Origin of the sequence: Nocardia sp. NPDC058497 (genome assembly GCF_042720195.1) — a bacterium.
Lineage (GTDB): Bacteria > Actinomycetota > Actinomycetes > Mycobacteriales > Mycobacteriaceae > Nocardia.
Genome location: NZ_JBHXMY010000140.1, coordinates 1 through 12,261, shown reverse-complemented (window position 1 = coordinate 12,261; position 12,261 = coordinate 1). Strand labels below are relative to the sequence as shown.

Sequence of the window (12,261 nt, the reverse complement as noted above, 5' to 3'; positions counted from 1 at the left end):
GTTTTCCGGCCACCGCAAAACCCGCCACCGCCGTGGGGTCCCCGGGATACTGCCAGCTCTGGATCGGTATCGACGCCGTTCGTCCCGACCTGGAGAAACGGCGCCGCGAAATCGACCTCTCCGACTATCCCATCGAGCTGATCCGGCTCACCACCGAAAGCGGCGGATGCGATCACGCGGCCCAGATCGGCACCGAACTGGTCCGGCTCTACAAGCTGCTTCCCTGACGACGGCGCCGCAGCCATGTCGGCGGAGGCGAGTTGGCACACCTGTGATGGGATATTGCGCCGCTGCGACCCAGCGGCGCTACTTCACTGCGTTGTTGATGGCCTTGAACAGTGCGGTGACACCGGCGCGTTCGTCCGTTGTGAGGTCCGAGATGTCGTGCGTGCTCAGCCAGCGCACGAAGGCGCGGGCGAGCTTGAACTTCGAGAACCCGGAGATCTCCTTGGTGAAAATGTCGATGATCGGTCGGCTTGGCTGCGAGGATGCGGTGGTCGTGACGTCCCAGCCCATGTTGTCCTTCGCGACATCGACCAGGGTGTCTCGTAGAAGGTCTTCGATCTCAGCACGCGCCACCGTGCCGCCACAGTAGTCCTTGGTGCGGAGGATCTGCTTGCTCGTGAGCAGGTGCACCAGCTCGTCTTGCTGTGCAGCCTTGTCGCCCGCTTGGTCGGAATCCAGCAACGCAGCAACTTTGAGCTTCTGGCTCTGCAGGAGAGTGACGTAGTAGAGGACCTTGCTCGCACTGGATGCGGGAACCACCGACACCGAGGTTTTCAGTCCCGCTCCGTCGAGCGCCACGCTGAGGGCCCGCAGCGGCCGACGAAGCGACCGGCGTGCCCTCGGCGAGCCGGAACCCGCCGACATGCGCGGTCGTGCCTCACCCGATCATGATCGTGTCATAACCGGTGACCGCCGGCTCCCACGCCAGCCGGTCCGGGTCGATGACATCGAACCCGGGTGTCCGTGCGGCCAGCCGCCACCCCCGGCGCTCGTGAGCGCCGAACGTGGGCAGGGGCATGGTGACCACGATCCCACGACGCGCTACCTCCACTAGCATTCTCCTGGTGTTTGCCTCGGGAGATGTCTTCGCCGGATACACCATCGAAAAGCTGCTCGGTCGTGGGGGAATCGGCATGGTCTATCTCGCCCGGCACCCGCGCCTGCCCCGATTGACCGCGATCAAGGTCCTCAATCCGGAGCAGTTCTCCGACACCGAGATCCGGGCGAGGTTCGAGCGCGAAGCCGACCTGGTCGCGGGATTGGAACACCCGAACATCGTTACCGTGTACGACCGAGGCGTCGATGCTGGTCAGCTGTGGATCTCGATGCGCTACATCAACGGTGGCGACGCCGCGGCGCTGCCGCAGCCGCTCGACCCGATCCGCGCGGTCCACATCATCTCCGAAACCGCTCAGGCACTGGACTTCGCGCACAGCCGCGGTGTACTGCACCGCGACGTGAAACCAGCCAACATCCTGATCGAGCCCATCGACCACGGTCACGAGCGCATCCACCTCACCGACTTCGGGATCGCTCGCCTCGGTGACGACAATGCCACCAGTCTCACCCGGACCGGGACATTCATGGCGACTCTAGCCTTCGCCTCGCCCGAACAACTCACCGGAGTCACCGTCGATGGCCGCTCCGATCAGTACTCTCTCGCATGCACCCTGTTCCGACTGCTCACCGGCACTTCGCCTTTCGACGCGACAAACCCCGCCGTCGTCATCCAACGACACCTGCAGCAGCCACCACCACGTCTCAGCAGTGTGCGCGGGGATCTACCCCCAGCCCTGGACATCGTGCTCGCGACGGCGATGGCCAAGCGGCCCCAAGACAGATACCCGAACTGCGCCGCGTTCGCGGCCGCCGCGGCCGCCGCAGTGAACGGACCCGCCTCGATTCCTTCCCCACAGGGTGCAGGCCTGGCCGCAAGAAATGCCACGACGCGGCTCTACCAGGCTCCCGACCGCATAGGGGTAGGCACTGGCCAACCGTCGATGTCAGCGTCAGCTCTCACCCCGCCGCCACTGCCCCGACACCAACCGAGCCCACCGGCCCGGTCGGCGAGCAGCAGAAAGGTCGCGGTACTGGTCGGCATCGCCATCACGGTCGCGCTGGTGATCAGCATCTCCATCGGCATCACCCTCACCTCTAGAGGACAAATACCCTCGACTGCCGCGAGTGCGACAACTACCGCGGCAAAGCCGATCACCCCGGACGGGGCAGCGATACATAACGCCTTCCCGGCCATGGTGCCCGCCGACACCGACACCGCCTACGGCGGCGGCAAATGCTACAGCTGGCCTTCCAGTGTCAACGACAGTTGGTGGGACCCGGACTTCGGGGACTGGCAGTGGCAGATCAACTGCGCCCCTTCCGCCCAGTCCACAGCAAAGATCCACTTCCGGATCTACGCCTACAACAGTGCCTTGGCCGTCGAGTCAGTGGTGCGCGGCCTACCGTCGCCCGTGAAGTCGGTCGACACCAACAAAGCCGCCGGAAAGTCCTACACCAACTACGCGTTCATCGACACCGGGAACCAGGGCGAGCAGGGTGATCGGTTGAGCGCGCACAGAATCGTCACCGTCTTCACGGGCGACCCCGCACGCACCCAATTCCTCATGTACACCGAATGGTTGTCGGAATCGGCGACCATCACCGGCTCGGCAGCTGAGCTGAAACAATGGTGGAAATCGGCGCCGCTGAACTGATCCTGCTCGGAAGCTTGCGGGCCTCGGACCCAGCCGGTCGTGGCGCTGACCGTGGGCACGGGCAGAACGACCACGATCCCAGGCGAGCTACCCGCCGATCAGGTCCAAGGCCCCCAGCGCGTCGCGTCGCGACTATCCGCCGGAGGAGTCACGTTGCACCAGTTCTCTGGCCTTCTCGATCGCCCACAACACGAACTCCACGGAAACCTCAGCAACATCCGGGCTGATCTGTACTTTGGCTGCGGGCCACAGCCCGTCATCGGGCACGATCACGGCAAGGTGAGAACCCCGTACGGGAATCGCGGGGTCGGTGAATTCGATCGCGCGCTGTTCGACCACCACGTCTTCGAAGTCGACCAGCCCGATCAGCCGCCCATTGAAGTATCGATCGATCAATTTCCACTCCTCGCTCGGTCACCGCGATCAGCATGACCCGGGCCGCGCCGGTTTGGATCAGGCAGGCGCGAACCCACCCAGCTCGAACCCGACCACCAACCCTGCCAACACCACAGCGGCCAGGCCCGCAGCGACGACATATCCCGCCGCGACCCGCCGCGTGCGCGGCCGCATCGCCAGCACCACCGCCGGGACGAGCAAAACGGCCAGCCCACCAAGCCAGGTGAACCAGTACGACACAGGCACCTCGACCGGCCGGGCACGCAGATGCGGCGGCGTGGCCGAAACCCTCAGGAAGACCGCCGGCACGAAAACCACCACCGCCAGGAACAGCCCGGCACCGACACCCCAGCCAGCGCTGTGGCGTCACGTTTCGGTCGTCGGGTCGATGGTGGACATGGGCTCATTGTGCGGCATTGCCCGCTGCGGGCGCGCGGCGGACAATGCTCGGATCCTCAGCGGATGCCGGACCAGGAATGCACCGACGACGACCCCAACACCAGGAAAGATTTGGCGACGCCGAGCTTTTCACCCATCGACACCGACCTGGACCGCCTGCTGGGCCGGGTTGCCGTAGTCGTCACTGGCGGCGTAGTCGTAGACGTCGTAGATATGGGTTTGCTGACGCAGCTCGATCGGGTTCTGGCCCGGGTTGGCCGGCTGGGCGATCACCGCGGTGGTCGAGCACAGGCTGTAGCGGCCGATCGACTGCACCTAATCGTTGCTGATCCCTGCGGTCACCTGCCACGGGGTGGAGATGATGACCTTGGCCGGCTGGCCGGTGCGCGCGGTCTCGTTGATCGCGGCGGTGATCGCTTCCTCCTTGTTCGCGGTGACCCATTCCGCAGGTGGGCGCAGGCCCGCGTAGTCGGTGCGGTCCTCAGCGGTCCAGGAATCGAGCAACGTCGCACGATCCACCTGCGCCAATGCGCGCACTACTCCCGCCAGGCATGCGTCCTGCTGGCCGGGCGCACAGACCGGTTCAATGCCACCGGCGCAATGCCGTCGCGCTGCGGTGACCTCGACTGCCAATGCCGGTTCTGGTCACAAGAACCGGCCGACGAAGGCGCGCTGCGACAAGGCAAACCGACCGAGGCTTGGTACGAGGCGTGGATCAGGCTCGGGGACGACCGGGTAGCCACGGTGCCGCCAAGCCCTCACCCGGCGTATCAGCCTCGCCACCGAGCTCAGAAAGAACCGCAAACGATGAATTCCATTTCCACGCCGGATCCCGGCATGCGGCTCAAGGTGGCGGAAAACGGGATCGCATTCGTCCAACGACCAGAACGGAAATTCGCTCATGACATCCATGCAGTCTCCCGTCCTCGCGTTCGATCAGGTTCGACGGCCACCTTTGGATCGTCGGAACGGAGTGGTCACCACTGTGGCGGCGGTGTTGGCCGGTGAGCAGCCGATCGCCATCGACGTCGTCGGAGTGGGCAGCAGCGATGCGAGGGTTGTCGCGAGGTGGGGGCGGATCGCTATGACGTTCACCTCGGCCGAACAGGTCCAGCGGATGCTGGGGTTGTTCGGATTGGCGCGCCAAGCGATGTTCGGAGTGGCCAAGCGGGTGTGGTTGCCGGTCGTGGAACCGCCAGCTTCAGAGGTGTCGGCGCTCACGTCGATCACCTGGACACATACCCCGACCGGTTCGGCCTCGGTGGAGCAGGTGTATCACGAGGGGATGCGGCGCAAGATCAGCTATGTTGCGCTCACCATCAGCCCGATCACCTTCCACATCCTTGATCGCGACGGTCTCGACAGTGCGATCAAGGCGCTGGTGCGGGCGCATCAACTCGCTGTCACCGTCTATCCCGGCGGGCACCGCTATGCGGCTGACCCGAACGCCACCGAGTGGAAACGCGCGAATCGACGCCACCTGAAACCGCGCGGTGGCAGCTGGTCGCACCAATGATCTGGGCAACCGGCAGATCTGCCTCGCCCTGTGCGATAACGCACTCGCGCATCGGCAGCTGCCTGTGCCGCGGGCTGGAGAGGAACCGCCGTGTCTGACACTGAGGTGCCACACGCGGGGACCAGCGCTTCTGGCTCGACCGATTCGAAGCTGGTCCCGGACTCGGCCACGCGACGCTGCCGAGAACTCGCAGACCGACAAGCCGGAGACGAACTACTCACCGCGGGCGACGATGTCGTCAGCGCTGCCCAGATCGTGGTCAGCTACCTCTGGAACACCGAATACGAGCGAACCGGATCCGGCCCGGCCAGCCACATCATGCAACAGCTTCGCACGCTCACACGTTGGCTCACCGCGCCGCCCCGAGACTGACGAGCACCCCCAATTCGGCTCTCCGAGCGCCAGCGCGCAGCTGAGTCGGCGGCAAGAAGGACTCACTGCTCTACAGCCGAACGACCCGAGTCCCGTACTCCCTTGCAACGCCTCCGACCTTCCGCCCGAGGACAGCCCTGCGTGTTGTTCCGCCAACTGCGGTGAAGCCGAGTCCATTTCGAGGCGGACCGCGGTCTTCGCCTGCTCTGTCCGTGTCCGTGCCTGCGGCAGGCTCCGCCCTTTCCATCCGTCCTGTCTATTTCATTCGAAGGAGTGTCTCGTGTCGCTGTCTACCTCTGTTCGTCATGCCGAGTTGTGTGACCTGGTCACGTTGCTGAATCGTCAGCAGACAACCAAGATCGATGTCGTCGTGCCCGCTTCCGCCTTGCAAGCACGCGACGGCTTCGTGGAGTTGTCCGGTGTCGGGCCAGTGGTGGGGGTGGGGGGGGGGGGCGCGCGGGGCGGGGGGGGGCCCCCCCGCGACGCGCTGTTCAGGCTCATACGCGCCCGCTGACCGCCGCCCCGAACGGCATCGGCATCGCGAACGCGTTGCCGTACCCGATCGTGGTGCGGGCCAACAATTGCCGGTACACCTGCTCGTAGCCACCGCCGAGAGTGTCGGCGCCGAAATTCGCTTCGACGTGCGCCCGGCAGGCCGCCGGATCGAACGTCGCGACTTCCGCGATGGCGCCGGGCAGCTCGTCCGGCTCCTCACAGATGCGTCCGGTGACGCCGTCGACCAGCACCTCGGCCACCGCGCCGCCGCGCAACGCGACCACAGGCGTTCCGCAGACCATTGCCTCGATCATCACCATGCCGAACGGCTCCTCCCAGCGAATGGGGAACAGCAGACACCGCGCTCCAGCCAAGAGTTTACGCTTGGCCGCCGCGTCGGCGAGACCGAATACATGATCGCTGTCGGTCAGCCGTGGGCGCACGTACTCCTCGAAGTAGGCCTTCTCCAGCGGCTCGGAACACTTGCCCGCCAGGATGAGCGGGATTCCGGCCGCGTGGGCGGCGTCGAGCGCCAGATGCGGGCCCTTGTCCATCGTGAAGCGGCCGAGGAACAGCGCGTAGTCCTGCTTCTCGGTCTGGAACGGCCACAGGTCCGGCCGCAGCGCGTTGTGCACGCGTCCTGCCCACGGCAGGTCGGGCGCGAGTTCGCGCTGCCGGTCGCTGATCGAGACGAGCGAGCATTCCTCGCCCAGTTCGCGGTAGTAGCGGTAGCAGTCGTCCTGCACGGGACCGTGCACGGTGACCACCGTCGGCAGACCGAGATTGGCGTAGGCGGGCGCGTTCAGCGGGCCCGCGAAGGTGTGATCGTGGACCAGGTCGATACCTTCGGTCTCGGCCAGGCGCTCGATCGCGCGGCGCACCCGCAGGGCGTGCACCACCTCGGGGAACGGATCACCGAGTCGTTCCGGGACGATCCGGTCCCACAGCGGGACGAAATTCGCCTTGGTACCCGGTTCGCCCGCTCCGAACAGGGTGACGTGATGGCCGCGCTCACAGAGCGAATCGACCAGATCGGCTACGACGGCCTCGACGCCGCCGTACGCCTTGGGAGGGACATCGAAATACGGTGGAACCACCATCGCGATCCGCAGTGGGCCGCCGTTGTGCTCGATCGAGTAGAGATCGGACGTGGAGAACCCGGTCGGCGACATTGCCGACGTATCTGCACTCATGACCTTCCTTCCAGGGACACAACCTCGCAACACTTGCGCGAACAAGAGATGGCCGCCTCGGCGGGGTGGAGACGAGAGCTTCACCGCCGTCCATGGGGCATGGTTGGCCTGGTCAGACGTGGAGCGCACCACATAGGTGCCCGCCTGAACAGAGGGGCCGTAGTGGAACGTACCCCGCTACCGGCGAGTAAACCAGTGGTTTGCTGGGTTTTCGACTCGGCGATTCTGTACCGCGACAGGAGATTACGCCGTCAGAGGCGGTCTACGGCGTACAGAATTTCGGTTCGGCCGGATCGACGCACGGGATGTTGCCGAACTCGGTCATGGTAAGCCTGGCCTTACCCCGCGTCAGATAGTCCAGGAACTGAGCCACCAGCGAATCACCGGCGACCGGTCCATGAGTGTAGGCGTACTCGACACCGGTGAACCGGTAGGCGCCGGAACGGATCGTGTCGGGCGTTGGCCCGACCCCGTCGATCGTCACCGCCCTGACCTCGTCACCGACGGCCGAGGTTTCCAGATACCCCACCGCACCAGGGATTTTGGCAACGAACGTAGCCACTTCCTCGGTCACGTCGACCTCGCACTGCTCGCCGCCGGCGGCCATCCCGATGCAGCTGGTGTAGCGGAACACCTTGCGGTTGTCCTCGAGCAGTCTCGACTCCAGCGCGCGGCGCGTCCCCGAGCCCGCGGTCCGGTCGATCAGGACCACCGGCAGATCGGGTCCGCCGATCTGGTTCCAGTTCTCGATGCTTCCGCGGTAGAGATCCCTGACCTGCTGCGTCGTCAGGTCTTTCAGCCCGACACCCGGGTGCACGACCATGGAGAACGACGCGCGAGCCAGCGGCAGCTCGGTGAGCGCCTCGAACGAGGTGCCCTTGGACCCGTCACCGATGGCGAGCATGCCCTGCGTCGGCCCCGCTGTGGCCAACGCGCGCAGCCCCGGCTCGGTGCCGGCGAAGTCGAACCGGAATCGCGCTCCGGTGCAGGTCTTCTCGTAGTTCCGCGCCGCCTCGCGGATCATCGGCGCCATCGCGGTGGAGCCGACTACGGTGAGATCGCCGGCAGCACAGTCGCGCGGCGGCGGATCGCCGCGCAGCACGGTGGCCAGCAATTGCACCATCACCACCAGGGCGAGGAACACGCTCAGGCCGAGCAGTGCGGGTTCCCGCCGGGAGCGGCTGGTGGTTTCGACGAATCGGCCGCCCTTGAGGCTGCCGGCCTTGCTCACCACCTGCTCCGCGTTGACGTCTTGCGGATCGGGCGCCGGACCTGTCAGCACAGCCAGCACCTTGTAGTGCTCACCGCGTTCGAGCCGTTCGCTCGGCAGCACGATCCGCGCGGCATTGTCCGCGCCTACGCTGGGCGCCAGCTCCCGCAGGGCATCGCTGAGCGCGGTGACCGGTTGCCCCGTGCGGGTGACCCGCTCGGTGACCTCGAGCGCCCGGATCGTGTGGTGCCGGAAAAGCAGGCGTGGGCTCTCGCCGGCGGCGTAGTCATCGTCCTCGATCACCGTGGAGCCGTAGTTCTCGATCCGGATCAGCACCACCGACACCGGCTCTGCCGCCGAGTTGCCCCCCTGTGCCGCTGCACCATTGGCGTCGGTGAGCTGGATCCGGCTGGCCGACGTGTTCATCTGCACGCGGTAGCCGAGGCGCTTGCGGCCGACGAAAACGAACTCACGCAGGAATGCGGCCGTCGCCACGAGCAGACCGAGCGTCGACAGCACGATCTCGACCGGGAATTCGCCCATCGGCTCCCCTCCCCTCACCCCGGATACCTGTATCCGACTGTCTATCAGGCCGATCCGTGACCGCGGCGCCCGACGCCAGGAGTTCGGCGAGTCTTCACCCGGTGGTCGTCGCGCACCACGCCAGCAGCTCGTCGACCGGCCAGGTGTTGATCACCCGGTCGGCGGTGACGCCGTTGGCCAGCGCTCGCTCGCATCCGTAACCCTGCCAAGCCAATTGGCCTGGAGCGTGGGCGTCGGTGTCGATGCTGAAGTGGCAGCCCATGTCGACGGCCAGCTCGATGAGGCGGCCGGGTGGGTCGCGGCGTTCGGGGCGGCTGTTGATCTCCACGGCGGTGCTGTATTTGCGGCAGGCTTCGAAGACGAGTTCGGCGTCGAAACTGGATTCGGGACGGGTACCGCGGCCGCCGGTGACGAGGCGGCCGGTGCAATGGCCGAGGACATCGACATTCGGATTCGCGACGGCGTAGACCATGCGCTTGGTCATGGTGGCGCTGTCGTCGCGCAGGTGTGAATGCACGCTGGCGACAACGACATCCAGGCGTTCGAGCAGATCGGCGCGCTGGTCGAGGGTGCCGTCGTCGAGGATGTCGACCTCGATGCCGGTGAGGATGCGGAAGGGCGCCAGCTGGTCGTTGAGCTCGGCGATCACGTCGAGCTGTCGCAGGAGGCGTTCGGCCGAGAGCCCGTTGGCGACTTTCAGGCGCGGCGAATGATCGGTCAGCGCACAGTATTCGTGGCCGAGCGCGGCGGCGACGCCCATCATCTCGGCGATCGGGCTGCCGCCGTCGGACCAGTCCGAGTGCGTGTGCAGATCACCGCGCAGCTGGGTACGAAGCGGATCGCCCGCCGGCCCGACAGGTTGTGCGGCGCCGCGTAATTCGGCCAGATAGTCGGGAACCTCGCCGGCACAGGCCTGTTCGATGACGGCGGCGGTCTTGGGACCGATACCGGACAGCTCACGCCAGCTGCGCTCGCTCGCCCGGGTCGCCCGCTCGGCGTCGGACAGGGCGTCGACGATGTCGGCGGCGCGGCGGTAAGCCTTCACCCGGTGGGTCTCCGCGCGCGAGCGTTCGAGCCAGAACCCGATCTCGCGCAGGGCCGCCACCGGGCCGGGACTGTCCGCCGACGTCACGGGCGCTACCTGATCCGGCCGTACTTGAGGAACGCGACGCCGTCGGCGTACACGCGGCTGGTGATCACCCGGAACCGTTCCGGCTCCGGCAGTTTCGTACCACCGCCGAACAGCGGGCGACCGGTACCGAGCACCACCGGATGCAGTTTGAGGAACACCTGGTCGATCTCGGGCAACAGCGTCTGCGCCAGCTCACCGCCGCCACACAGCCAGATGCCGAGTCCCGCTTCGCGTTTCAGCTCCCGGACGGCGGCGACCGGATCGCCCGTGATCAGCTCGACCCCGGGTGCGGGCGACTCGGGCAGCGTCGTCGACACCACGAACTGCCGCAGGTGCTCGTACGGGCTCGCGGTGCCGGTGCGCACCCCGAAGTCGTGGGTCTTGCGGCCCATGATCACGGTGTCGAAGTACACGTTGCCCGCCGCGATGCCGCGCGACTCGCGCACCTTGGTCGGCAGGGTCTCGGGGTACTGCGAGGTGATCGATGGGCCGTGGTCGCCGCCCACCGGGAAGAAGTCCAGGGTCCCGTCCTCGGCGGCGATGAACCCGTCGATCGTCGATGCCACGAAATAGGTCAGCTTGCGCATAACGTCCTCCTGCATGGACCGGGTCCGAAACGACCTGTCAGGAGAAACCGTAGCGTGCCCGGATCAGCGGCGGCGAGGCTTCCGCTGACACTTCGGGCAGGAAAACGACGAACGATTCATGAATTGCTCGCGGATGAGCAGTGTGCCGCAGCGATCGCACGGTTCGTCGACCCGCCCGTAGGCGGCCAGCGACCGGGAGAAATAGCCGGATTCGCCGTTCACATTCACATAGAGCGCGTCGAAGGAGGTGCCGCCGACCGCGAGCGCCTCGTTCATGACCGTGGTGACGCTGTCGAGCAGGAGGCGCACCACCGGCCGGGTGAGGTCGGCGGCGATGCGGGTGCCGTGCAGCCCGGCCCGCCACAGCGCCTCGTCGGCGTAGATGTTGCCGATGCCCGACACGACGGTCTGGTCGAGCAGCACCCGCTTGATCTCGGTGTTCTTGGCGCGGATCTTCGCGACCACGGCTTCGCGGTCGAAGCGCGGATCCAGCGGATCACGGGCGATGTGGGCGACCGTGTCCGGGACGACGGTGCCGTCGACCTCGACGAGGTCGGCCAGCGCCCAGCCGCCGAAGGTGCGCTGGTCGACGAATCGCAGCTCACTGCCGTCACCGAGGGCGGCGCGAATGTGGGCGTGCTTCTCGACGGGGACGCCCGCGGGCTGCACCAGCATCTGACCGCTCATCCCCAGATGCACGACCAGCGCGGTATCGGGTTCGTCGAAGGTGAGCCACAGGTACTTACCGCGACGCTGCGCGCTCTCGATCTTCAGCCCGATGAGCCGGGCCGCCAAATCGCCACCACCCGCGACGTGCCTGCGCACAGCTCGCGGGTGGGTGACGGTGACGGAATCGATGACACGACCGACCGCATGCTCGGCCAGACCGCGCCGTACCACCTCGACCTCGGGCAGCTCAGGCACAGGTCTCAGACTGTCTCGTCGAGCGTGCCCTCGAGGGCCTGCGTGGTTACGCTCCGCTGCCGCCTCCGGCCCACCGTGGTCACGCTTGGTCGGCGACGGATTCGTCGGTGAGTGCCTTGTAGGCGGTGCCCGCGGCCTTCTGCTCGGCTTCCTTCTTGGAGCGGCCGACACCCTGACCGTACGGACGACCGGCGATCACCGTGGTGGCGGTGAACTCCTTGTTGTGGTCCGGGCCGGTGGAGGTGATCTCGTAGCTGGGCACACCGAGTCCGCGTTCGGCGGTGAGCTCCTGCAGGCTGGTCTTCCAGTCGAGGCCGGCACCCATGCGGGGGCCGCGCTCGAGCAGTTCGGCGAACAGGCGAAGCACGACGCCACGGGCCACTTCGATGCCGTGCTCGAGATGCACGGCGCCGAGCAGGGATTCCATGCCGTCGGCGAGGATGCTCGGCTTGTCGCGACCGCCGGTGAGCTCTTCGCCCTTGCCGAGCAGCAGGTACTGACCGAGTCCGCCGTCGCCGAGACCACGCGCCACCTCGGCGAGCGCGTGCATGTTCACCACACTGGCGCGCAGCTTCGCGAGCTCACCCTCGGACTTCTCGGGGTGCTCGGTGTAGAGGCGCTCGGTGATGCTGAGGCCGAGCACCGAGTCGCCGAGGAACTCGAGGCGCTCGTTGGTCGGCAGGCCGCCGTTCTCGTACGCGTTAGAACCGTGGGGCCCCGCGCGGGGCCGCCCCCCCCGGCGGTCGGGGACACCCACGGGGGGGTTCACGCGGG

General features: G+C 66.6%; 17 protein-coding genes. 5 read left to right on the top strand and 12 right to left on the bottom strand.

Annotated features, from left to right (window positions below; translation table 11 throughout):
• A partial coding sequence (locus ACFWPJ_RS12485; protein ID WP_378850165.1) for a hypothetical protein occupies positions 1 to 227 on the top strand: 227 nt, incomplete at its 5' end.
• A gap of 79 nt (positions 228 to 306) precedes the next feature.
• Here ACFWPJ_RS12485 and ACFWPJ_RS12480 read toward each other — a convergent pair.
• Together ACFWPJ_RS12480 and ACFWPJ_RS12475 are read right to left on the bottom strand one after the other, a co-directional pair.
• On the bottom strand, positions 307 to 870 hold the full coding sequence (locus ACFWPJ_RS12480; protein ID WP_378850162.1) for a hypothetical protein: 564 nt from the start codon (positions 868 to 870) through the stop codon (positions 307 to 309).
• A 13-nt stretch (positions 871 to 883) separates the two neighbouring features.
• Positions 884 to 1,024 carry a hypothetical protein gene (locus tag ACFWPJ_RS12475; protein ID WP_378850159.1) on the bottom strand — a complete coding sequence of 47 codons (141 nt, stop codon included), beginning with the start codon at positions 1,022 to 1,024 and terminating at the stop codon, positions 884 to 886.
• Positions 1,025 to 1,070: 46 nt separating this feature from the next.
• On the opposite strand from ACFWPJ_RS12475, the gene ACFWPJ_RS12470 reads away from it, so the two are divergent.
• Positions 1,071 to 2,720, top strand: coding sequence for a serine/threonine protein kinase (locus tag ACFWPJ_RS12470; RefSeq protein ID WP_378850156.1), 1,650 nt, complete (start codon positions 1,071 to 1,073; stop codon positions 2,718 to 2,720).
• Between the two features lie 132 nt (positions 2,721 to 2,852).
• Here ACFWPJ_RS12470 and ACFWPJ_RS12465 read toward each other — a convergent pair whose 3' ends face one another.
• From ACFWPJ_RS12465 to ACFWPJ_RS12450, 4 genes are all read right to left on the bottom strand, one after another.
• Entirely contained in the window at positions 2,853 to 3,116 is a 264-nt protein-coding gene (locus ACFWPJ_RS12465; RefSeq protein ID WP_378850153.1) for a hypothetical protein, read from the bottom strand.
• A 57-nt stretch (positions 3,117 to 3,173) separates the two neighbouring features.
• Positions 3,174 to 3,425 (bottom strand): hypothetical protein, encoded by a 252-nt coding sequence (locus ACFWPJ_RS12460; protein ID WP_378850151.1) that lies wholly within the window; start codon positions 3,423 to 3,425, stop codon positions 3,174 to 3,176.
• Between the two features lie 219 nt (positions 3,426 to 3,644).
• Positions 3,645 to 3,830 carry a hypothetical protein gene (locus ACFWPJ_RS12455; protein ID WP_378850148.1) on the bottom strand — a complete coding sequence of 62 codons (186 nt, stop codon included), beginning with the start codon at positions 3,828 to 3,830 and terminating at the stop codon, positions 3,645 to 3,647.
• On the bottom strand, positions 3,831 to 4,034 hold the full coding sequence (locus tag ACFWPJ_RS12450; RefSeq protein ID WP_378850146.1) for a hypothetical protein: 204 nt from the start codon (positions 4,032 to 4,034) through the stop codon (positions 3,831 to 3,833).
• A gap of 454 nt (positions 4,035 to 4,488) precedes the next feature.
• Here ACFWPJ_RS12450 and ACFWPJ_RS12445 point away from each other — a divergent pair, with 454 nt between their 5' ends.
• The 3 genes from ACFWPJ_RS12445 to ACFWPJ_RS12435 all read left to right on the top strand — a co-directional run bounded on the left by ACFWPJ_RS12445 (position 4,489) and on the right by ACFWPJ_RS12435 (position 5,917).
• Positions 4,489 to 5,031 carry a hypothetical protein gene (locus ACFWPJ_RS12445; protein ID WP_378850143.1) on the top strand — a complete coding sequence of 181 codons (543 nt, stop codon included), beginning with the start codon at positions 4,489 to 4,491 and terminating at the stop codon, positions 5,029 to 5,031.
• Between the two features lie 90 nt (positions 5,032 to 5,121).
• Positions 5,122 to 5,403, top strand: coding sequence for a hypothetical protein (locus ACFWPJ_RS12440; protein ID WP_378850140.1), 282 nt, complete (start codon positions 5,122 to 5,124; stop codon positions 5,401 to 5,403).
• 280 nt (positions 5,404 to 5,683) lie between these two features.
• Positions 5,684 to 5,917, top strand: a complete 234-nt coding sequence (locus ACFWPJ_RS12435) for a hypothetical protein (protein ID WP_378850137.1) — start codon at positions 5,684 to 5,686, stop codon at positions 5,915 to 5,917.
• On the opposite strand, the gene ACFWPJ_RS12430 is transcribed toward ACFWPJ_RS12435, so the two are convergent.
• From ACFWPJ_RS12430 to rnc, 6 genes are all read right to left on the bottom strand, one after another.
• Positions 5,901 to 7,070, bottom strand: coding sequence for a glycosyltransferase family 4 protein (locus tag ACFWPJ_RS12430; protein WP_378850171.1), 1,170 nt, complete (start codon positions 7,068 to 7,070; stop codon positions 5,901 to 5,903). The genes ACFWPJ_RS12435 and ACFWPJ_RS12430 overlap by 17 nt on opposite strands.
• 283 nt (positions 7,071 to 7,353) lie before the next feature.
• Positions 7,354 to 8,844 (bottom strand): PstS family phosphate ABC transporter substrate-binding protein, encoded by a 1,491-nt coding sequence (locus tag ACFWPJ_RS12425; RefSeq protein ID WP_378850135.1) that lies wholly within the window; start codon positions 8,842 to 8,844, stop codon positions 7,354 to 7,356.
• A gap of 94 nt (positions 8,845 to 8,938) precedes the next feature.
• A complete protein-coding gene (locus ACFWPJ_RS12420; RefSeq protein WP_378850132.1) occupies positions 8,939 to 9,976 on the bottom strand; it encodes a PHP domain-containing protein in 1,038 nt (345 codons plus the stop codon).
• 5 nt (positions 9,977 to 9,981) lie between these two features.
• Positions 9,982 to 10,563 (bottom strand): dihydrofolate reductase family protein, encoded by a 582-nt coding sequence (locus tag ACFWPJ_RS12415; protein ID WP_378850129.1) that lies wholly within the window; start codon positions 10,561 to 10,563, stop codon positions 9,982 to 9,984.
• 63 nt (positions 10,564 to 10,626) lie between these two features.
• On the bottom strand, positions 10,627 to 11,487 hold the full coding sequence (gene mutM / locus ACFWPJ_RS12410; protein WP_378850126.1) for a bifunctional DNA-formamidopyrimidine glycosylase/DNA-(apurinic or apyrimidinic site) lyase: 861 nt from the start codon (positions 11,485 to 11,487) through the stop codon (positions 10,627 to 10,629).
• 79 nt (positions 11,488 to 11,566) lie between these two features.
• A complete protein-coding gene (gene rnc / locus ACFWPJ_RS12405; RefSeq protein ID WP_378850168.1) occupies positions 11,567 to 12,256 on the bottom strand; it encodes a ribonuclease III in 690 nt (229 codons plus the stop codon).
• Positions 12,257 to 12,261 lie beyond the last annotated feature (5 nt).

Coding starts and splice junctions, on each gene's coding strand:
- ACFWPJ_RS12480 (WP_378850162.1), bottom strand. CDS start 870: ATGTCGGCGGGTTCCGGCTCGCCGAGGGCACGCCGGTCGCTTCGTCGG.
- ACFWPJ_RS12475 (WP_378850159.1), bottom strand. CDS start 1,024: ATGCCCCTGCCCACGTTCGGCGCTCACGAGCGCCGGGGGTGGCGGCTG.
- ACFWPJ_RS12430 (WP_378850171.1), bottom strand. CDS start 7,070: ATGTCGCCGACCGGGTTCTCCACGTCCGATCTCTACTCGATCGAGCAC.
- ACFWPJ_RS12425 (WP_378850135.1), bottom strand. CDS start 8,844: ATGGGCGAATTCCCGGTCGAGATCGTGCTGTCGACGCTCGGTCTGCTC.
- ACFWPJ_RS12415 (WP_378850129.1), bottom strand. CDS start 10,563: ATGCGCAAGCTGACCTATTTCGTGGCATCGACGATCGACGGGTTCATC.